General features: G+C 66.1%; 24 protein-coding genes and 1 tRNA gene. 21 read left to right on the top strand and 4 right to left on the bottom strand.

Annotation, left to right across the window (positions count from 1 at the left end; genetic code table 11):
* The first annotated feature begins 1 nt into the window (after position 1).
* The 17 genes from ACOMG5_RS12180 to ACOMG5_RS12260 all read left to right on the top strand — a co-directional run bounded on the left by ACOMG5_RS12180 (position 2) and on the right by ACOMG5_RS12260 (position 9,769).
* On the top strand, positions 2-484 hold the full coding sequence (locus ACOMG5_RS12180) for a YIP1 family protein (RefSeq protein ID WP_420344073.1): 483 nt from the start codon (positions 2-4) through the stop codon (positions 482-484).
* On the top strand, positions 484-1,071 hold the full coding sequence (locus ACOMG5_RS12185) for a YIP1 family protein (protein WP_420344074.1): 588 nt from the start codon (positions 484-486) through the stop codon (positions 1,069-1,071). The genes ACOMG5_RS12180 and ACOMG5_RS12185 overlap by 1 nt, the downstream gene beginning before the upstream one ends.
* 12 nt (positions 1,072-1,083) lie before the next feature.
* Positions 1,084-2,304: a cysteine desulfurase gene (locus tag ACOMG5_RS12190; RefSeq protein WP_420344075.1), complete on the top strand. Its 1,221-nt coding sequence runs from the start codon at positions 1,084-1,086 to the stop codon at positions 2,302-2,304.
* A gap of 53 nt (positions 2,305-2,357) precedes the next feature.
* A tRNA-Arg gene (locus tag ACOMG5_RS12195) sits at positions 2,358-2,434 on the top strand.
* 98 nt (positions 2,435-2,532) lie between these two features.
* On the top strand, positions 2,533-2,880 hold the full coding sequence (locus tag ACOMG5_RS12200) for a hypothetical protein (protein WP_420344076.1): 348 nt from the start codon (positions 2,533-2,535) through the stop codon (positions 2,878-2,880).
* Positions 2,873-3,265, top strand: coding sequence for a hypothetical protein (locus tag ACOMG5_RS12205; RefSeq protein ID WP_420344077.1), 393 nt, complete (start codon positions 2,873-2,875; stop codon positions 3,263-3,265). The genes ACOMG5_RS12200 and ACOMG5_RS12205 overlap by 8 nt, the downstream gene beginning before the upstream one ends.
* 47 nt (positions 3,266-3,312) lie before the next feature.
* On the top strand, positions 3,313-4,320 hold the full coding sequence (locus tag ACOMG5_RS12210; RefSeq protein ID WP_420344078.1) for a phage/plasmid primase, P4 family: 1,008 nt from the start codon (positions 3,313-3,315) through the stop codon (positions 4,318-4,320).
* A 256-nt stretch (positions 4,321-4,576) separates the two neighbouring features.
* Positions 4,577-4,813: a helix-turn-helix domain-containing protein gene (locus tag ACOMG5_RS12215; protein ID WP_420344079.1), complete on the top strand. Its 237-nt coding sequence runs from the start codon at positions 4,577-4,579 to the stop codon at positions 4,811-4,813.
* A gap of 95 nt (positions 4,814-4,908) precedes the next feature.
* A complete protein-coding gene (locus ACOMG5_RS12220; protein ID WP_420344080.1) occupies positions 4,909-5,835 on the top strand; it encodes a phage portal protein in 927 nt (308 codons plus the stop codon).
* Positions 5,836-5,938: 103 nt separating this feature from the next.
* The gene (locus ACOMG5_RS12225; protein ID WP_420344081.1) at positions 5,939-6,298 is read left to right on the top strand and encodes an HNH endonuclease signature motif containing protein; all 360 of its coding nucleotides are present in this window, start codon (positions 5,939-5,941) and stop codon (positions 6,296-6,298) included.
* The gene (locus tag ACOMG5_RS12230) at positions 6,295-6,774 is read left to right on the top strand and encodes a hypothetical protein (RefSeq protein ID WP_420344082.1); all 480 of its coding nucleotides are present in this window, start codon (positions 6,295-6,297) and stop codon (positions 6,772-6,774) included. The genes ACOMG5_RS12225 and ACOMG5_RS12230 overlap by 4 nt, the downstream gene beginning before the upstream one ends.
* A 9-nt stretch (positions 6,775-6,783) precedes the next feature.
* Complete coding sequence (locus ACOMG5_RS12235) at positions 6,784-7,236, top strand: hypothetical protein (protein ID WP_420344083.1); 453 nt, start codon at positions 6,784-6,786, stop codon at positions 7,234-7,236.
* A 2-nt stretch (positions 7,237-7,238) separates the two neighbouring features.
* Entirely contained in the window at positions 7,239-7,550 is a 312-nt protein-coding gene (locus ACOMG5_RS12240; protein WP_420344084.1) for a head-tail connector protein, read from the top strand.
* Positions 7,550-8,035, top strand: a complete 486-nt coding sequence (locus ACOMG5_RS12245; RefSeq protein ID WP_420344085.1) for an HK97-gp10 family putative phage morphogenesis protein — start codon at positions 7,550-7,552, stop codon at positions 8,033-8,035. Before ACOMG5_RS12240 ends, ACOMG5_RS12245 begins: the two co-directional genes overlap by 1 nt.
* The gene (locus ACOMG5_RS12250) at positions 8,032-8,448 is read left to right on the top strand and encodes a DUF3168 domain-containing protein (protein WP_420344086.1); all 417 of its coding nucleotides are present in this window, start codon (positions 8,032-8,034) and stop codon (positions 8,446-8,448) included. The genes ACOMG5_RS12245 and ACOMG5_RS12250 overlap by 4 nt, the downstream gene beginning before the upstream one ends.
* The gene (locus tag ACOMG5_RS12255; protein WP_420344087.1) at positions 8,445-9,515 is read left to right on the top strand and encodes a head-tail adaptor protein; all 1,071 of its coding nucleotides are present in this window, start codon (positions 8,445-8,447) and stop codon (positions 9,513-9,515) included. The genes ACOMG5_RS12250 and ACOMG5_RS12255 overlap by 4 nt, the downstream gene beginning before the upstream one ends.
* A complete protein-coding gene (locus tag ACOMG5_RS12260; RefSeq protein ID WP_420344088.1) occupies positions 9,512-9,769 on the top strand; it encodes a DUF6525 family protein in 258 nt (85 codons plus the stop codon). Before ACOMG5_RS12255 ends, ACOMG5_RS12260 begins: the two co-directional genes overlap by 4 nt.
* A 64-nt stretch (positions 9,770-9,833) precedes the next feature.
* On the opposite strand, the gene ACOMG5_RS12265 is transcribed toward ACOMG5_RS12260, so the two are convergent.
* Positions 9,834-10,217 carry a hypothetical protein gene (locus ACOMG5_RS12265; protein WP_420344089.1) on the bottom strand — a complete coding sequence of 128 codons (384 nt, stop codon included), beginning with the start codon at positions 10,215-10,217 and terminating at the stop codon, positions 9,834-9,836.
* On the opposite strand from ACOMG5_RS12265, the gene ACOMG5_RS12270 reads away from it, so the two are divergent.
* Genes ACOMG5_RS12270 through ACOMG5_RS12285 form a run of 4 tightly spaced genes read left to right on the top strand, consistent with a single transcriptional unit; the run spans position 10,197 to position 14,387 of the window.
* Entirely contained in the window at positions 10,197-11,621 is a 1,425-nt protein-coding gene (locus tag ACOMG5_RS12270; protein ID WP_420344090.1) for a sugar ABC transporter ATP-binding protein, read from the top strand. The two genes, ACOMG5_RS12265 and ACOMG5_RS12270, sit on opposite strands and share 21 nt — an antisense overlap.
* Positions 11,618-12,676: an ABC transporter permease gene (locus ACOMG5_RS12275; RefSeq protein WP_420344091.1), complete on the top strand. Its 1,059-nt coding sequence runs from the start codon at positions 11,618-11,620 to the stop codon at positions 12,674-12,676. Before ACOMG5_RS12270 ends, ACOMG5_RS12275 begins: the two co-directional genes overlap by 4 nt.
* A complete protein-coding gene (gene yjfF / locus ACOMG5_RS12280) occupies positions 12,673-13,665 on the top strand; it encodes a galactofuranose ABC transporter, permease protein YjfF (RefSeq protein WP_420344092.1) in 993 nt (330 codons plus the stop codon). Before ACOMG5_RS12275 ends, yjfF begins: the two co-directional genes overlap by 4 nt.
* The gene (locus tag ACOMG5_RS12285; protein WP_420344093.1) at positions 13,662-14,387 is read left to right on the top strand and encodes a FadR/GntR family transcriptional regulator; all 726 of its coding nucleotides are present in this window, start codon (positions 13,662-13,664) and stop codon (positions 14,385-14,387) included. Before yjfF ends, ACOMG5_RS12285 begins: the two co-directional genes overlap by 4 nt.
* 114 nt (positions 14,388-14,501) lie before the next feature.
* Here ACOMG5_RS12285 and ACOMG5_RS12290 read toward each other — a convergent pair whose 3' ends face one another.
* From ACOMG5_RS12290 to ACOMG5_RS12300, 3 genes are all read right to left on the bottom strand, one after another.
* Complete coding sequence (locus tag ACOMG5_RS12290; protein ID WP_420344094.1) at positions 14,502-15,551, bottom strand: linear amide C-N hydrolase; 1,050 nt, start codon at positions 15,549-15,551, stop codon at positions 14,502-14,504.
* Between the two features lie 453 nt (positions 15,552-16,004).
* Positions 16,005-16,916, bottom strand: coding sequence for a pseudouridine-5'-phosphate glycosidase (locus ACOMG5_RS12295; RefSeq protein WP_420344095.1), 912 nt, complete (start codon positions 16,914-16,916; stop codon positions 16,005-16,007).
* The coding region (locus tag ACOMG5_RS12300; RefSeq protein ID WP_420344098.1) for a PfkB family carbohydrate kinase at positions 16,913-17,087 on the bottom strand (175 nt) is incomplete at its 5' end. The genes ACOMG5_RS12300 and ACOMG5_RS12295, both read right to left, overlap by 4 nt.

Below are 17,087 nucleotides of genomic sequence, written 5' to 3' on the forward strand. Positions count from 1 at the left end.
CATGGCGGCGGTGGACGATATCCTGCGCAGCTACCGCGCGCCGCGTGCGGTGGTGCGCGGGCTTCTGGCGCGCGAACGCTCGGAGCCGCGCGCGCTGTCGATTCTGGTCGCGGCGCTGGTGGTGATCTTCGTCGGCCAGTGGCCGGGGCTCGCGCGTCGGGCCTTTGAGGGCGGGCAGCCGATGGCGGGCCTCGCGCTCGGAACGGCGCTGGCGCTCGGGGCGACGGTGCCGCTCTTCTATGGGCTGGCGGCGCTGTCGCAGCTCATCGCGCGGGGCTTCGGTGGGCGCGGCAGCTGGTATGGAGCGCGCCTTGCGCTGTTCTGGGCGCTGCTGGCGGTCGCGCCGCTGATGCTGCTGCAGGGGCTGGTGGCGGGCTTCATCGGGCAGGGCGCGCAGCTTGCGCTCGTCTCCGCTCTGGTGTTCCTTGCCTTCATTCTGATCTGGGGCGCGGGGCTCCGGGTTTCCGCATTCGAGGACCGCTGATGGATTTCGCCTTCCTGCGCGCATTGATCTTTGGCTCCCTGCGCGATCCGCAGGGCGCGGCGCGGGCGATCCTGGCGCTCGATCTGCCCGCCTCCGCCCGCTGGATCGCCTTCGGCGCGGTCATCTGCCTGTCGGCCGCGCTCGGCACCGGGGCGGAGATCCTGTTCGCCTTCATCACCAAGCAGGACCTGGGCACGCCCACGCCGCCCTTGCCGATGGCGCTGATGCAGGCCGGGCTGATCCTCTATGGCGCCTGGGCGGTCGGGTTCTTCGGGCGCAAGATGGGCGGCGCGGGCCGCTTCGCCGATGCGCTGGTGCTGATCGTCTGGCTCGAGTTCATGCTGATCCTCGGGCAATGCGTGCAGCTGCTGATCATGGTGTTTTTCCCGCTGATCTCGGTGGTGGGCACGCTGGGGCTGGTGCTGCTGCTGTTCTGGCTCCTGATCAATTTCACCGCGGCGCTGCATGGCTTCAGCAATATCGCCAAGGTCGGCGCGGCGGTGATCGTGATTTTCCTCGGCAGCGGGATCCTGGCCGGAACGCTGCTGATGTCGCTGGGCGTGGTCGTCGTGCCGGCCCAGATGTGAGAGGACAGAACGATGTATGACGTGGAGCGCATCCGCGCGGATTTCCCGATCCTGAGCCAGAAGGTGAACGGCCGGCCGCTCGTTTATCTGGACAATGGCGCCTCGGCGCAGAAGCCGCGCGTGGTGATCGACGCGATGACGCGCTTCTACGAGGAGGAGTACGCCAACGTTCACCGCGGCCTGCACCACCTCTCCACGGTGGCGACGGCGCGCTATGAGGGCGTGCGCGAGATCGTCGCGCGGTTCCTGAATGCGCCCGATCCGGAGGAGATCGTCTTCACCACCGGCTCGACCGAGGGGATCAACCTGGTCAGCTATGCCTGGGCCGCGCCGCGGCTGCAGGCGGGCGACGAGATCGTGCTCAGCGTGATGGAGCATCACGCCAATATCGTGCCCTGGCATTTCCTGCGCGAGCGGCAGGGCGTGGTGCTGAAATGGGTCGAGCCCGAGGCGGACGGCAGCCTGGACCCGGAGCGGGTCATTGCTGCCATCGGGCCGCGCACGAAGCTGGTGGCCGTCACCCATATGTCGAACGTGCTGGGCACGCGGGTGGATGTGAAGGCGATTGCGGCCGGGGCGCATGCCCTGGGCGTGCCGGTGCTGGTGGATGGCTCGCAGGGCGCGGTGCATGCGCCGGTCGATCTGCGCGATCTGGATGTGGATTTCTACGCGATCACCGGGCACAAGCTCTATGGGCCATCGGGCTCCGGTGCGATCTGGATCCGGCGTGAACGGATGGCGGAGATGCGCCCGTTCCTGGGGGGCGGCGACATGATCGACACCGTGACCCGCGATGCCGTCACTTATGCCAAGCCCCCGATGCGGTTCGAGGCGGGTACGCCCGGGATCGTGCAGCAGGTGGGCCTGGGCGTCGCGCTCGACTACCTGATGGGGCTCGGGATGGAGGCGGTCGCGGCGCATGAGGCACGGCTGCGCGACTATGCCCAGGCGCGGTTTTCGGGGCTCAACTGGCTGAATATTCAGGGCAATGCGCCGGACAAGGGGGCGATCTTCTCGATGACGATCACTGGCCCGGGCCACGCCCACGACATCTCGACGATCCTCGATCGGCGCGGGGTCGCGGTGCGCGCGGGCACCCATTGCGCAATGCCGCTTCTGGCCCATTACGGCCTCGGCGCAACGGCGCGGGCCTCCTTCGGGCTCTACAATACCGAGGCCGAGGTGGATGCTCTGGTCGATGCGCTGGAGCTCTGCCACGAGTTGCTCGCCTGAGGTCGATTGCCCGTTGCAGTGCCGATCCCTATCGGCTATGCAGCAGAAGCGCTGCACCCGTAGCTCAGCTGGATAGAGCGCTGCCCTCCGAAGGCAGAGGTCACAGGTTCGAATCCTGTCGGGTGCACCAATAACATCAATGACTTCGAGCTAAGTTCCAAGCCCGCGGATACCCTATGTATCTGTGGTGAACCACAGAATGGCGATTTCTGTGGTTCGATTCGAGCGATGCGGACGCAGTTTCTTTGCGATGCGCTGTTCGCTTGTGACCGGGAAGACGCCCTGGCGATCTGCACCGCGTTTCTGGAAGATCAATCGACCGGGGGACCAGAATTGGCCCCTCTTTTCGAGGCGACGGCTTCGACCGCTCAGTTCTGGGCGGACGTCGCGCCGCCGCACGGGCTGGTGGCCTACGGTACGGCGGCGCTGGCGAGATTGGGGCAAACGCCCCTCGGGCTGAACACGCGCAAGAAGCTTCTGGTCACCCTGTTCGAAAGTATGTCCGAAGATGACCGGCTCCGATTCGCGCGGCGGATCGACCCAGAGGGCATGGTGATCCGGAGGCAACATGGCTGACGATCCGTTCGACAAGGCCCCTCGCCTTGCTGTTGTGGCCGATAATGGCGCCGCTCCTTCCGTCGAAAAGCGAAAGCGCAAGCCCCGTGGTCCGTCTCGCGTCATGGCGGTCGATGTCATCACCGAAGACGCAATCGCCCTGACGTTCACGCGCGAATATGGCGCAAGCGCCCGGTATGACCATGAAATCGGGCGGTGGGCGATCTGGGACGCCGAGGAGAGGTTCTGGCAATGGGACAAGCGCCAGTTGGCCGGTTACTGGTGCCGCGCCCTCGCTCGGGCGGCCAGTGAAGGGCGTGCAGCGAAGGTTCTGGAACGGGTGCAGCGGAAGGGGTTTGTCTCTGGTGTTGAGGTCTTTTGCCGGATGGACCCCTCCATGCGGTAACCCATGATGTGTGGGACCCTGATCGAATGCTTCTGGGGTGCCCGGGTGTGACGATCGACCTGAGGACGGGCGAGCGATGCGAGCCGCGGCCCGAGGACATGATCACGCGACGGACAGCGGTTGCCCCGGATCCGAGTGCTGATTGCCCTATATGGCGATCGTTCATCAGCTTTGTCACGCAAGGCGATGAAGATCTGGAACGTTTTTTACAGGCCTTCTGCGGCTACACGCTGACGGGCCTGACCAACGAACATCAGCTCCTCTTCTTCTTCGGCCCGGGAGGAAACGGCAAGTCCCTGTTTCTGAATACGATTGCGGGCATCATGGGCGATTATGCCCAGTTCGCGAGCATGGATACCTTTGCGGCCTCGAAGTTCGAACGGCACTCCACAGACCTCGCCGCTATGCGTGGTGCGCGCCTCGTGGCCGTCTCCGAAGTGCCGCAAGGGGTGGGTTGGAATGAGACGCGCCTCGCCCAGATGACCGGCGGTGACGTTCTGCGCGCGCGGTTCATGCGTCAGGATGAGTTCGAATACCGGCCCGAGTTCAAGATCATCATCGTCGGCAACCACAAACCGGAGCTGCGCAACGTGAACGACGCCATGCGAACGCGGATGAACTTCGTTCCTTTCTCCCGCAAGCCCGAAACGCCCGATCTTCAGCTTGCCGAGAAGCTGAAGGCAGAATGGCCCGCGATCCTGCAATGGATGATCCGGGGATGCCTCGACTGGCAAAGCGCCGGACTTGTGCGGCCTCAGGTAGTGCGGGCATCAACCGAGGAATACTTCGAGGTGCAGGACACGTTCAGCCAATGGATCGACGAATGCTGCATCCTCGATCCCCGGAATAAGAATTGCTGGTCGGTCGCGGTCGATCTCTTCCACAGTTGGAAGGCCTATGCCGAAGCGCGCGCCGACAACGCCGGGACCATGAAAGCCTTCGGGGATCTGTTGAGAGAGCGCGGCCATGAACGTTCCTTGAAGAAGATCAGCGGCAAGGCTGTGCGCATCTGGCAGGGCATCATGCTGCGCTCTGAAGGCGGTCTCTATGGCTGACGAAATATCGGAGGTAACCGATGTAACCGATGGTTTGTGTAAGTTTCCACGCGCGGATGCATGCGCGCGCACATGGGAAAGTCCGCAAACCATCGGTTACATCGGTTACCAGACTCCTCGGCCCGTTCCGGAAAACAGGCCCGGGGGTGGTCCTGAACTTTGGGGTGATCATGGGGACCGGCGCGGGGAGGAAAGCGCGAGATTTGCCGGAAATAGGGATTTTCAATGGCTTAACAGAATGTCTTACGGGGGTGGAATGGAAATGAAGCATAGAATTGACGACCGCCCACCCCTTGATCGCTGGCGAGCCGACGACCTGCTTGAGCCGGAGAACGGCATTTTTGGCATGAAAGCGATCGCGCGATGCCTGGGCGTCTCTGTCCCGACCGTCAAACGCTGGGTGAACAATCCGAAAAGCGGGATCCCGATCAGTAAACCGATGGGGCGCTGGTTCGCCGACAGGGGCGAGTTGCTCGCCTGGCAGCGACGATAACCGGGTGCGGCCATGGGGGGGTGAGCCGTTTTGAGCCGTTTTGAGCCGTTTTGAACCCTTACGGGCAAGGGCCTGCGTCCCGCATAAACTGGGATATGAAACTCTGGCCCTTCTCCCGCACGGCCTCTGCGCCGGAACAAAAGTCCCTCGTCTCACCCGATGCGGCGATTGAGGCGATCTTCGGGCTGACGCCCACGGCGACCGGGATCGCCGTCAGCACCGCGGAGGCGCTGCGCGTGCCGGTGGTTGCGAACGCGGTCCAGCTGATCAGCGAAGCGGTGGCCTCGCTCGACGTCACGGTGAAGCGCCGCGAGGGCACCGCGGAGATCGACGTTTCCGATCACCCTGTCATCGGCCTGCTGCGCGATGAGGCAAACGACTGGACCACGGGCTTCGAGCTGATCCGCCAGATCGTGGTCGATGCCCTCACCTCAGATGCTGGCGGCATGGTCTGGGTCAACCGGGTTGGTGGCGATCCGCGGGAGCTGATCCGCTACCGCACCGGAGCGATCACTTTCGACCTGGACACCGATACCGGCGAGCGCCGCTACCGGCTCCATAACCGGCCGATCAATCCGCGCGACGTCATTCACCTGCTGCCGCCCCTCGGCCGTGCGCCGCTCACCCTGGCCATGGAGGCGATCGGCATCGCGGTTGCGCTCGACCGCCATGCCGGGCGTCTGTTCACCCGCGGGGCGCGCCCCTCCGGCGCGCTGATGTTCCCGAAGGGCATGGGCGAGGAGGCTGTGAAGAAGGCGCGCGCCGCCTGGCGGGCGACCCATGAAGGCGAGGATACCGGCGGCCGAACCGCGATCCTTTATGACGGCACGACCTTCCAGCCCTTCACCTTCACCTCGACCGACAGTCAGTTCCTGGAGAACCGCCTGCACCAGATCCGCGAGATCGCGCGGGCCTTCAACATTCCGGGCCCGATGGTCGGCGATCTGGACCGCGCCACCTGGAGCAACAGCGAACAGAAGGGGCGCGAGTTGGATCGCTGGATGTTTGCATCACGAGGGTAAAACCGTCGCGGAGATCGCCAGAACCCTTCATGTCTCTGATGTGACGGTGCGGGGCTACCTGCACGGGCGTCAGCGCCAGGGCACGATTTCGGGGAGGTGACGCATGCCGGTTCGCGCACCCCGCATCTGCAATTGTGGTCATCGGGTTCCTTTCGGAGTCCGATGCCGCTGCGAGCAAAAGCAAGATTCCGAGCGCAAGGCCCGGTTCGACCAGACCAGACCTAACAGCAGCCAACGCGGATACACTGGCGCTTGGGACAAGGCCAAAGCGGCCTTCCTCAAGCGTCACCCGCGTTGTGCGATCTGCGGGGGCCGTGCGGTTCTCGTTGACCACAAGGCCCCGCACAAAGGGAACCGCGAACTGTTCTGGGACAAGAACAATTGGCAACCCCTTTGCACCCCCTGCCATTCCGGCGCGAAGCAACGTCAGGAGCGCCGCAATCTTCATGAGGATCAGAAATGACCATCTATGCAACCAATGGCGCCAAGCTGTTCATCGGCGGCGTGCTTTCCGCGAAATCGACGGACTTCGATGTCAGCGACTTTGCCAGTCAGTCATCGAACTGGGTGGAGATAGGAGAGACCGAAGGGCTCGGTTCGATCGGGGACACGGCCGCCGAAATCAGCTTCGACGGCATTGGCTCCAATCGCACGCGCCGCCTGAAGGGCACGCGCAACGCCGGGACCATGGAAGTGGTATGCGGCGTCGATTACGCGGATGCAGGTCAGGTCGCGCTTCTTGCGGCCGAGAAGACCATCTTCGATTATGCGTTCAAGCTCGTGCTGAACGATGCCCCTCCGGCTGGAAGCCCGTCCGAACGGTATTTCGTGGCGGCTGTCGGCAGCGCCTCGGAGGCGCTCGACACCGCAAACAACGTCATGAAGCTGAACGCCACGCTCTGGGTCAACAGTAACGTGGTCAAGGTTAACGCGGGATAAGGCCGTCGCATGCTGTATCCCGTCTCCGGATCACACCTGCTTATTGCCAGTGCGCCTGACGACATCGAGTTTCACACGCACGCGTGGATTGAAATCGGGGAAGTCGAGGCCCTCGGCACGATCGGCGGAGAATGGGCCACCGAAGAGCGGAGCCTGATCGGACAAACCGACCAAGATGGTATCCCGGTCACCAGCTTTCTGAAGGATACCCTTCGCCGTTCTCCCCTTCAGATCGTTTTGGGAAACGACCCGAACGATCCCGGGCCGGCACTCTTGTGGACAGCGTTCCGTTCTTTGAGGGCCTACCCGTTTCAATTGGTTTTCCCTGGTGGAGATCCGTGTCGAAACTGGCTCGGCTTGGTCACATCTCTGGCAGAGGTTTTCGACACAGCCAATAACATCATGAAACTTCAGGTAAATATTGTCCAGAATTCGAAGGTCTGGCGTAGTGAGGAAATGTGATCATGCCGATTGTCCCGCCTGAAGACATGCTCGCTCAACTGGGCCTGACCGCTAATGCGCCTCTCGATGATCTTGCCCTCGTCGAGCGCAAAGTCGCGGCGGCGCAGAACTATATCGAGCGCCTGCTAGGTTACCGGATCGAATCGGCCTTCGGTGGCGCGGAACAGGACCCGGTTCCGCCCGCCCTCAAGGAAGCAGTGATGCAGCTCGCGTCCTGGTGGTTCGAAAACCGCGAGGCCGCGACCGACATCAGCCGGGCCTTGCCCTTCGGCGTCGACGATATCGTCAACGAATATCGGGAGTGGTCGTTCTGATGGCGGATGACGGGGGCCTGTCCAGCTTTCAGCGGCGCATGCGGGCGATACCGCAGGCGGTGCGGGATGCCGTGCGCCCGGCCATGGAACGCTCGGCCGAGGAGATATGCGATATTGCCCGGGGCCTGTGCCCTGTCGATGACGGGGCCCTGAAGGCCTCGATCGGCTGGACGTGGGGCGCGCCGCCGGCGGGGAGCATTTCGCTCGGCGCTGTGGGTGACGGCGCAGCAGAGATCATCACGGTCTACGCCGGAAACGATGCGGCATTCTATGCCCGGTGGGTCGAGTTTGGCACCGCCGCGCATGCGCTTGGCAAGGGGTCCGATCTTCATGGCACCGGCGGCAGGCGGCGGCGCCAGCATGGCACAATGCACCCTGGCGCGGCGGCGCAACCATTCTTCTTCCCAGCTTATCGCCTCGGGAAGAAGCGCGCCATGAACCGTATCAAGCGGGCGATCGGCAAAGCTGTGAAGGAGAAGCGATGAACGTCGATCTCGAAGTGCAAAAGGCGATCCGGGCGCGGCTGGTGAGCACTTGGGAGGTGCTGGCGCTTGTCCCCGCGGAGAACATGCTCGACACGAACCAGCGGCCAAACCCGGTGCCCTCGATCATCCTCGGCGACAGCCAGGCGACGGATGAGGGCACCAGCCTGCGCCGGGCGCATACGCGGGTCTATCACACGCTGCATGTCTGGACCCGGGAACCCTCGCTCGAAACCTCGAAGCAGATCTGCGGCGAGATCCGCACGGCGCTGCACTCGGGGCGGCTCAGCTTCCCGGCCGGGCTCGCCTGCGCCGATGTGCTGGTGTCCTCGATGCGGTTCCTGCGCGATCCGGATGGCGAGCACGCGCATGGCGTCGTCGTGGTCGAGGTTCTGGCGGTGGAGGTGGCGGCATGAAGGCCGGGCGGCTCACCGAGGTGATCGAGATCCAGCGCGCCACCAGTACGGTGAACGATGCAGGCACGCCGGAACAGACCTGGGCCGCGCTCGCCACGCTCCGTGCCGAGCGGGTCGATCCGAGCACGGCCGAGACGATCGAGGGCTACGGCGCGAGCGACACCGCAACCGTCACCCTGCGAGCGCGGTTCCCCGTCGCCGCGAGCTTCGAGTTTCGCGATGAGGCGGGCGCCGCGCTCGACGATATCGCCCGGTTCGACACGATGGTGACCGTGGTCGATGCGGTGAACCTCACGCGGGATTTCTCGGCGCAGGATTTCCTCGCGGATCGCGGCGTCGAGCTCGGGCCGGAGGATGAGCGCAGCCTGGTGCAGCTCCTGACCGAGCAGATCGAATTTGCCGATGTCGTGGTGCTCAACAAGATCGGCTCGGCCAGCTCAGAGGCGCGTGCGACGGCGCGCGCGATCATCCGTGCACTCAATGCCGATGCAAGGATCGTCGAGACCGATTATGGCAGGGTCGCCCCGCAGGAGATCCTCGGGACCGGCCTGTTTTCCTTCGAGGCGGCGCATCGCCACCCGACCTGGGCGCAGGAGCTCTATGGCTATGCCGAGCACCGGCCCGAAGATGCGGAATACGGGATCACCTCCTTCGTGTTCCGCGCTGAGCGCCCGTTCGAGCCTGCGAAGCTGGCGGAGTTCTTCGAAACGCCGCTGCCGGGGGTGATCCGCGCCAAGGGGCATTTCTGGCTGGCCACGCGGCCGGACTGGGTCGGGGAATTCTCGCTGGCCGGGCCGATGCTGGAGGTGCGGGGGCTCGGGCTGTGGTGGTCTGCGGTGCCGCAGGACCGCTGGCCCGAGACCGAGCGCGCGCGCATGGCCGAGAAGGTCGCGCAGGAGTTCGGCGACCGGCGGCAGGAGCTGGTCTTCATCGGGATGCTGGGGCAGATGAACCGCGCCCGGATCGAGGCCATGCCGGAGCGCTGCCTCGTGCCGGAGGCCCGGTTCGCCCCCGAAGCCTGGGCCGGGCTCGCCGATCCCTTCCCCCGCTGGGGGCGCGCGGCATGAGGCGCAACCTCGCGACCAGGCTGCGCACCCGCGGCCGGAGCAACCCGATGGCGGCGCATGACCGGCTGCCGCCGCGTGCCCGCGCCTGGGTCGCGCAGGCGGCGCTGCCCTGGTCGGCCGCGTCCGTGGCGCGGATCTGGGCGCGGGCGCTGCGTGAAACCGGCTGCGAAAAGGTGGCGCTGGCGCGGCTGGATGCGGCCGAGGCGCGGGCGCTCGCGCGCGATCGCGCGGGCTTCGGGCCGGTCGCGGTCTAGCGGCGGGCAGGGGGCCTGGCACCCCGGCTCTGCTGGATGCGCCTGCCGCAGGCCGGCCAGCGCGTCAGGAGCATTGCGTCAGGTAGCGCTGTTGTGCGGTGTTCAGCATGCCATCCAGCAGGCCCATTCCCAGCGGATTGCCGGCAACATCGGGCACCTGACCGAGCGGGCCGCGCTCGCGCAGCACCTTCATCAACAGATCCGGATGATAGTGCCGCAGCATGGAGCCGAAGACCAGCGAGAAGGCCATGCCGTCTTGCTGGTTCAGGGAGCCCAGCGTCGAGACCGTCGGGACCGAGAGGCCCGAGATCCGCGCAACCTCTGCCGGATCCGCGTTCTTGTTGGCCTCCATCGCGGCCCCGATCTTCTCGATATCGGCCGCCGAACGGGTGGCGACGCCGCCCTCGATCTCCTTCAGCGCGCTGCATTGCGCGGGCGTGAAGCGCATGAGGTTCACGCGCTTCTGGGCGAGAATGGCGCGGGCAAATCCACGCTGATCAAATGCCTGACCGGCGCCTATCAGCGCGACGGCGGCAAGATCATGCTCGATGGCGCCGAGATCGACCCGCGCGACCCGCTCGACAGCCAGCGCGCCGGCATCGGCACGGTGTATCAGGAGGTCAATCTGCTGCCGAACCTGACCGTGGCGGAGAACCTCTATCTCGGGCGGCAGCCTATGCGGTGGGGGATGATTGACCGGCGGCGGATGAACCGCGAAGCCGGGCAGGTGCTGCGCGGCTATGGGCTGGAGATCGATCCGGCGTGCAGCCTGTCGGACTATTCCATTGCGATCCAGCAGATCGTCGCCATCGCCCGCGCGGTGGAAATGTCGGGCAAGGTGCTGATCCTGGATGAGCCGACCGCCAGCCTCGACCGCGATGAGGTCGCGCTGATGTTCTCGGTCGTGCGCGGGCTGACCCGGCGCGGCCTTGCGGTCGTGTTCATCACCCATTTCTTCGATCAGGTCTTTGCCCTGTGCGACCGCGCCACGATCCTGCGCAACGGGCGTGTGGTCGCGACGCGGCTTTTGCGCGAGGTGAGCCGGCATGAGGTGGTCACGCTGATGCTCGGGCGCGCTTTGGAGGCGGCGAGCGCGCGGCAGGAGGCGCCCGTGCCCGGCGCGCCGCTGCTCGAGCTGCGCGGATATGGCCGGCGCGGCGTGATTGCGCCGTTCGATCTGACGCTGCACCGGGGCGAGGTGGTCGGGCTGGCCGGGCTTCTGGGCTCGGGGCGCAGTGAGACCTGCAACACCATCTTCGGCGAAACCCCGGCCGACCGCGGCCAGGCACTCATGGCGGGGCGGGCCGTGCGCCTCTCCGGGCCGCGCGAGGCGATTGCGCTCAAATTCGGCTTCTGCCCCGAGGACCGCAAGACCTGCGGCATCGTCGGCGATCTGTCGGTGCGCGAGAACATCATCCTCGCGCTGCAGGCGCGGCAGGGCTGGGCCAGGCCGCTCTCGCGCGCGCGGATCGCGGAGATCGCGGAGAGCTATGTCAAGGCGCTGGATATCCGGCTCGCCCATCTCGATATGCCAATCCGGCTGCTTTCCGGGGGCAATCAGCAAAAGGCGCTGCTGGCGCGCTGGCTGGCGATGCAGCCCGACCTGCTCATCCTCGACGAGCCCACACGCGGGATCGACGTCGGCGCGCATGCGGAAATCATCGCGCTGATCGAGCGCCTGCGCGCGGGCGGCATGGCGCTGCTGGTCGCGTCATCGGAAATGGAGGAGCTGGTGGCCTATGCCTCGCGCGTCATCGTGCTGCGCGACCGCCAGCAGGTCCGGGAGCTGGCCGGGCCCGAGGTCAATGCCGCCGCCATCGTGCATGCGATCGCAGGGGGGGCCGCGCCATGATCCGGGCGACGCTCCGGCGGGTGCGCCCGCAGCTGATCATCCTTGCGCTTTTGCTCGCGCTGAACGTTCTGGTGTTCCCCGGCTTCTTCGAGCTGAGCCTGAAGAACGGGCGCCTTTACGGTGGCGTGATCGATATCCTGAACCGTGGCGCACCGGCCGCCCTTCTGGCCACCGGCATGACACTGGTGATCGCCACGCGCGGCATCGATCTCTCGGTCGGTGCGGTGATGGCGATCGCGGGGGCGGTGGCGGCGCTGTGCGTCACCTCGGGCCTGCCGTGGTACGCGGCCCTCGGCGCGGCGCTGGCCGTCGGACTCCTGTGCGGGCTGTGGAATGGGGTTCTCGTCGCGGTGCTGCGCGTGCAGCCGATCGTGGCGACGCTGGTGCTCATGGTGGCGGGGCGCGGGGTCGCGCAGCTCCTGACCGAAGGCGCGATCCTCACCTTCAACGATCCGGGCCTCTCGCGCATCGGCTCGGGCACGTTCCTCACGGTGCCGACCCCGGTCTGGATCTGGGGCGCGGCGGCACTGGCGGTGGGCATCACCGCGCGGCGCACCGCGCTTGGGCTCCTGATCGAGGCCGTTGGGGTCAATGAACGCTCTGCGCGGCTTGCGGGGATCAATGCGCGGGTGCTGATCGTCGCGGCCTATCTGGTCACCGGGCTCTGCGCGGCGCTTGCAGGCGTCATCGTCGCCGGCGATATCAAGGGCGCCGATGCCAATAATGCCGGGCTGTGGATGGAGCTCGACGTGATCCTCGCGGTGGTCCTGGGCGGCAATTCGCTCCTCGGCGGGCGCTTCTCCATCACCGCTTCGGTGATCGGGGCGCTGATCATCCAGTCGATCAATTCCGCCATCCTGCTCTCGGGCATGCCGGTCGAGTTCAACCTGGTGATCAAGGCGCTGCTCATCATCATGATCCTGATGATCCAGTCGCCCAAGGTGAAGCACAGCCTGTACCTGCTGCGCGCCGGCGCCCCTCGCGACGCGGCCGCACAGATCCCGCCCGGCGCCGGGAGCGCCGTGCGCCACAGCTCCGGGGAGAGCCGGCCATGAGACATTCGGCGCGCCTGCCGCTCTATATCACCATCGCGACCTTCCTGATCGCCTTCGGGCTCTGTGTGGCGCAATACCCCAATATGCTCTCCACCCGCGTGATCGCGAACCTGCTGACGGACAACGCCTTCCTTGGCATCGTTGCGGTGGGCATGACCTTCGTGATCCTGTCGGGCGGGATCGATCTCTCGGTGGGCTCCGTCATCGCCTTCACCGGGGTGTTTCTCGCCGTGATCCTGCGCGATACGCAGATCCATCCGCTGCTGGCCTTCGCGCTGGCGCTGCTGATCACCACGGCTTTCGGCGCGGCCATGGGGGCGATCATCCATTATCTGGAGATGCCGCCCTTCATCGTGACGCTGGCGGGCATGTTCCTGATGCGGGGCATGGCCTATGTGATTACCACCGAATCCGTGCCGATCGAGGCGCCGTTCTACGACTGGCTGCAGGCGCTGTCCTGGAAGGCGCCGGGCGGGGGGATGTTCCGGGTCACGGGCTTTCTCATGCTGGGCACCTTTGCGGTGGCGATGCTGGTGCTGCACCGTACCCGCTTCGGGCAGAACATCTATGCGATGGGCGGCAGCCTGCAGACCGCGCAGCTGATGGGGGTGCCGCGCGCGCGCACGACCATCGGTATCTATGCGGTCTCGGGCGGGCTCGCGGGCCTCGCGGGCATCGTCTATTCGCTCTACACCTCGGCGGGCTATTCGCTGGCTACCGTGGGCGCCGAACTCGATGCGATTGCCGCGGTGGTCATTGGCGGCACGCTGCTGTCGGGCGGCGCGGGTTTCGTCGCCGGAACATTCTTTGGCATTCTGATCATGGGCTTGATACAGACATACATCGTGTTCGACGGCACGTTGTCGAGCTGGTGGACGAAGATCGTGATCGGGGCGCTGCTGTTCGCCTTCATCATGCTTCAGAAGGGATTGGGGTGGGCGACGAACGCAAAGATACGGCTGGCGAGCTTCTCCGCCGGGCGGTCGTGAGCCTTGCCCCGGGCGGTCTGGCCGAACGTGCCTTCAACCATACCGCCCATGTCGTCGACGAGATCGGGCGGGCGATCGTGGTCGGGGAATATCCGGCCAATACGATGATCCCGCTCGATCCCGATCTCGAGGAAATGTTCGGCGTTTCGCGCACGGTCATCCGCGAGGCGAAGAAGATGCTGATCGCGAAGGGGATGCTCACCTCGAAGGCGAAGGTCGGAACCCGGGTGCTGCCGCCTGCGGACTGGAACATGTTCGATCCGGATGTGCTGCGCTGGCACATGATGGGGCAGGTGCCCGAGGCCTTCCTGCGCGAGCTGTTCGAGATCCGGCTGATCGTCGAGCCCGCGGCGGCGGCGCGGGTGGCGGCGCGGGCGCGGCCGGAGGATGCCGCGGCCCTGGGCCTTCTGTGCGACGATCTGGCCGCGGCCGGATCGCGCAGCGATTTCGCGGTGGCCGATCTGGCGCTCCATCACCGGATCCTGGCGCTGTCGGGGAATCGCTTCCTCGGCTCTCTCGGCAATCTGGCGCAGACGGCGCTCTATTCGATGCTGATGGCGGAGGCCTCCGATGCGCCCCGCAGCCCCGAAGAGCTGCGCAATGTGGTGGACAGCCACCGCGCCATCGTCGCGGCCATTGCCGCAGCCGACCCCGAGGCCGCGGCCGATACGATGCGCGCCGTGATCGAAACCGCCCGCGGCGCGCTCTTCAGCCGCCGCTAGCGCACCGGGGCGGTTTGCCGCCGCCGCGCGGGCGGCGCGGATCCGGCGGCCCCCTGCGCCCAAAGGGCGGGAGCGGCGCCGGCGGCCTTCAAACGCGCAGCCGGGGCCAGCGCCTCACTCGCCGGGTTCGAACTGGAACGGCGGAGCCGGGACGAACTCGGCGGAAACTTCGCCTGAGCGGATGCTCTGCATATCCACACCGAGATCGAGCATGCGCGCCCCGCCGCCCGCGGCGAAATCGAGCTTCTTCAGATCCACCCAGAACACGTTCGGGGAAATCGCGGATTCCACATAGAACAGCCGGTCCTTCTGATCCGCCACCACCCGCCAGCGCGTGGTGGAGAGGTTCGGCGCATCCGCCGTGCTGATGCCATAGGGCACGGAGGCATTGCGGATCACGCTGAAGGCCGCGGCGGCGGCCTCGCGCGGATCGTCGGATTGCACCACCATATCCACATAGGTGCGCGCCCGCACGAAGCGGTCCGCAGCGCGGGTGGTGCCGGGCAGCATTTCGCGCGGGTTGATGCCCTGCCAGTAGGCGGTGAGCGCCAGCTGTTCGTCATAGGGCGGGTCGTTGGTCATCACCTTAAATTCCGGCCCGTGATGGATCTGCAGCGTGCCGTCGATCCATTCGAGGATCGCGCTGTCGCCGCTCGCATCCGACAGCGACAGATGCACCGTGGTCAGGCGCCCCGGCTGCATCGGCACATCCTTGGTCACGACGTGAAACGGGCGGGCCTCCAGATCGGCCACCGCTTCCGCCACGGTGGCGTAATTGTCCATGAAATACTGCGCCCAGAGCGAGAGCGACATTTGCGGCGTGGCGCCGTCATCCTTGGGGTAGCCCGAGCTCACCAGCCAGAGCATGTTGGCCACGAGCCCGGCCTCGTTCATGCCGTCCACGGTGGAGATGTCGTATCCCGAGACGATCAGGCTGCCGTATTTCGACGTCCACTCCAGTGAGCGTGGGCCCGCTTCGCCGCTGCGCACCATGCCCCGCGGGAAAATCCACAGGTTGGAGAGCATCGGCATGCTCCAGTCCATCGACCGCGCCGTCAGCACCCGGTTTTCCGGGCCATGATAGACCACACGGGTGCAGGCATCGGCGATGGGGGCGGCCGTGAGGGCCGTGAGCGTGATCGCCGTGAAAAGGCTGCGCAGCATGAAATTTCCTTCCTCAGAGCCGCCGGGGGGGGGGCAGCGAGAGATGATTGCCCACATCACCAGGCCGGAGAATGTCCGGTGAGAGGTGATTTCGGAATTTTGTCTAAGTTATTGATGAATATGGATAGAGTTTGGCGGCCGCAGCCAGTAAGTCGCCAATGCTGCCCGATTGCAACCCTGTTCTCAGGGGCGCCCGGCTCGGAGCGGCGCTTCCGAATGAGGGATGCAGCGCGGCTGACGGCGTCGCCGCCCCGGCGGGCCTTCGGCAGGCGGAGGCTTTCTCTTCGTCGCGCGGATGTCGGGGCCATGAGCGGGGCGGGCATGGCCATCCCAGGCGGAGCCGGGCGCGATCGGCCTTTCAGGCCGTATGCGCCCGGGCACATGCCGCGGGCAGGCCCGCCTGCTGCCCCGTGTCGTGACGCTCCGGGGCAACCCGGCGGGCCCGGGCGAGGGTCAGGCCGCCGCAATTTCCTTCGCGATTTCAGAGGCAAGGCGGGCGTTGTTGAGAACCAGCGCGATGTTCGCGACCAGCGAACGGCCCTCGGTGATCTCGAAGATCCGCTGCAGCAGGAACGGCGTCACCTCTTTCGCGGCGATGCCTTTGGCGGCGGCTTCGGCGAGGGCTTCTTCGATCGCGGGGACGATCTGCTCGCGCGGGATCTCGGCTTCGGCCGGGATCGGATTGGCCACGAGCTGCCCGCCCGGCAGGCCAAGCCGGCCGCGCATGATATGGGAGGCGGCGATTTCGGCGGCGGTATCGGCGCGCAGCGGCGCCTTCAGCCCGGAGCTGCGCGACCAGAAGGCCGGGACCTCGTCCTGACCATAGGCAATGACCGGCACGCCGTCGGTTTCCAGCACTTCGAGCGTTTTGGGAATGTCGAGGATCGCCTTGGCGCCGGCGGCCACCACCGTCACCGCGGTCTGGCCAAGCTCGGCGAGATCGGCGGAAATATCAAAGGTATGCTCGGCGCCGCGATGGACGCCGCCGATGCCGCCGGTGGCGAAAACCTTGATCCCCGCGAGGGCCGCGCAGATCATCGTCGCGGCGACGGTCGTGGCGCCATAGGCCCCGCGCGCGAGGCAGACGGCGATATCCGCGCGGCTCACCTTCATCACGTTCTGGGCCTGGGCCAGGCGGTCCAGCTCCTCGGAGGTCAGCCCGATGTGGATCTGCCCGTCCATCACCGCGATCGTGGCGGGGACCGCGCCATTCGCGCGGACCTCCGCCTCCACGGCGCGGGCGGTCTTCACGTTCTGCGGGAAGGGCATGCCATGGGTGATGATCGTCGATTCCAGCGCGACGACGGGCTGGCCCGCGTCCAGCGCTGCGCGGACTTCGGGGGCGAAGGTGAGGGGGGCGGTCATGTGGCGATATCTCCGGATACGTAGCGGGCGGCCGCGGCGAGCGCGCGACCGAGTGCCTCGGCGCGCGGGGCGCCCTGACGCTCGGCCACGAGATGGGCGGCCATGAAGGTGTCGCCCGCGCCGGTGACGCGGGTGACCATGACGGGGGGCGGGGCGGCGCTGTTCACGCCT

The sequence above is a fragment of the Paenirhodobacter sp. genome (genome assembly GCF_041916475.1).
Lineage (GTDB): Bacteria > Pseudomonadota > Alphaproteobacteria > Rhodobacterales > Rhodobacteraceae > Rhodobacter.

Excerpts from the sequence above, each read along its gene's own strand:
- ACOMG5_RS12235 (WP_420344083.1), top strand. The coding sequence starts at position 6,784 with ATGCTGTATCCCGTCTCCGGATCACACCTGCTTATTGCCAGTGCGCCT.
- ACOMG5_RS12220 (WP_420344080.1), top strand. The coding sequence starts at position 4,909 with ATGAAACTCTGGCCCTTCTCCCGCACGGCCTCTGCGCCGGAACAAAAG.
- ACOMG5_RS12255 (WP_420344087.1), top strand. The coding sequence starts at position 8,445 with ATGAAGGCCGGGCGGCTCACCGAGGTGATCGAGATCCAGCGCGCCACC.
- ACOMG5_RS12205 (WP_420344077.1), top strand. The coding sequence starts at position 2,873 with ATGGCTGACGATCCGTTCGACAAGGCCCCTCGCCTTGCTGTTGTGGCC.
- ACOMG5_RS12215 (WP_420344079.1), top strand. The coding sequence starts at position 4,577 with ATGGAAATGAAGCATAGAATTGACGACCGCCCACCCCTTGATCGCTGG.
- ACOMG5_RS12295 (WP_420344095.1), bottom strand. The coding sequence starts at position 16,916 with ATGACCGCCCCCCTCACCTTCGCCCCCGAAGTCCGCGCAGCGCTGGAC.
- ACOMG5_RS12260 (WP_420344088.1), top strand. The coding sequence starts at position 9,512 with ATGAGGCGCAACCTCGCGACCAGGCTGCGCACCCGCGGCCGGAGCAAC.
- ACOMG5_RS12245 (WP_420344085.1), top strand. The coding sequence starts at position 7,550 with ATGGCGGATGACGGGGGCCTGTCCAGCTTTCAGCGGCGCATGCGGGCG.
- ACOMG5_RS12275 (WP_420344091.1), top strand. The coding sequence starts at position 11,618 with ATGATCCGGGCGACGCTCCGGCGGGTGCGCCCGCAGCTGATCATCCTT.
- ACOMG5_RS12200 (WP_420344076.1), top strand. The coding sequence starts at position 2,533 with ATGCGGACGCAGTTTCTTTGCGATGCGCTGTTCGCTTGTGACCGGGAA.
- ACOMG5_RS12230 (WP_420344082.1), top strand. The coding sequence starts at position 6,295 with ATGACCATCTATGCAACCAATGGCGCCAAGCTGTTCATCGGCGGCGTG.
- ACOMG5_RS12185 (WP_420344074.1), top strand. The coding sequence starts at position 484 with ATGGATTTCGCCTTCCTGCGCGCATTGATCTTTGGCTCCCTGCGCGAT.
- ACOMG5_RS12190 (WP_420344075.1), top strand. The coding sequence starts at position 1,084 with ATGTATGACGTGGAGCGCATCCGCGCGGATTTCCCGATCCTGAGCCAG.
- ACOMG5_RS12290 (WP_420344094.1), bottom strand. The coding sequence starts at position 15,551 with ATGCTGCGCAGCCTTTTCACGGCGATCACGCTCACGGCCCTCACGGCC.
- ACOMG5_RS12265 (WP_420344089.1), bottom strand. The coding sequence starts at position 10,217 with ATGCGCTTCACGCCCGCGCAATGCAGCGCGCTGAAGGAGATCGAGGGC.
- ACOMG5_RS12240 (WP_420344084.1), top strand. The coding sequence starts at position 7,239 with ATGCCGATTGTCCCGCCTGAAGACATGCTCGCTCAACTGGGCCTGACC.
- ACOMG5_RS12180 (WP_420344073.1), top strand. The coding sequence starts at position 2 with ATGGCGGCGGTGGACGATATCCTGCGCAGCTACCGCGCGCCGCGTGCG.
- ACOMG5_RS12225 (WP_420344081.1), top strand. The coding sequence starts at position 5,939 with ATGCCGGTTCGCGCACCCCGCATCTGCAATTGTGGTCATCGGGTTCCT.
- yjfF (WP_420344092.1), top strand. The coding sequence starts at position 12,673 with ATGAGACATTCGGCGCGCCTGCCGCTCTATATCACCATCGCGACCTTC.
- ACOMG5_RS12250 (WP_420344086.1), top strand. The coding sequence starts at position 8,032 with ATGAACGTCGATCTCGAAGTGCAAAAGGCGATCCGGGCGCGGCTGGTG.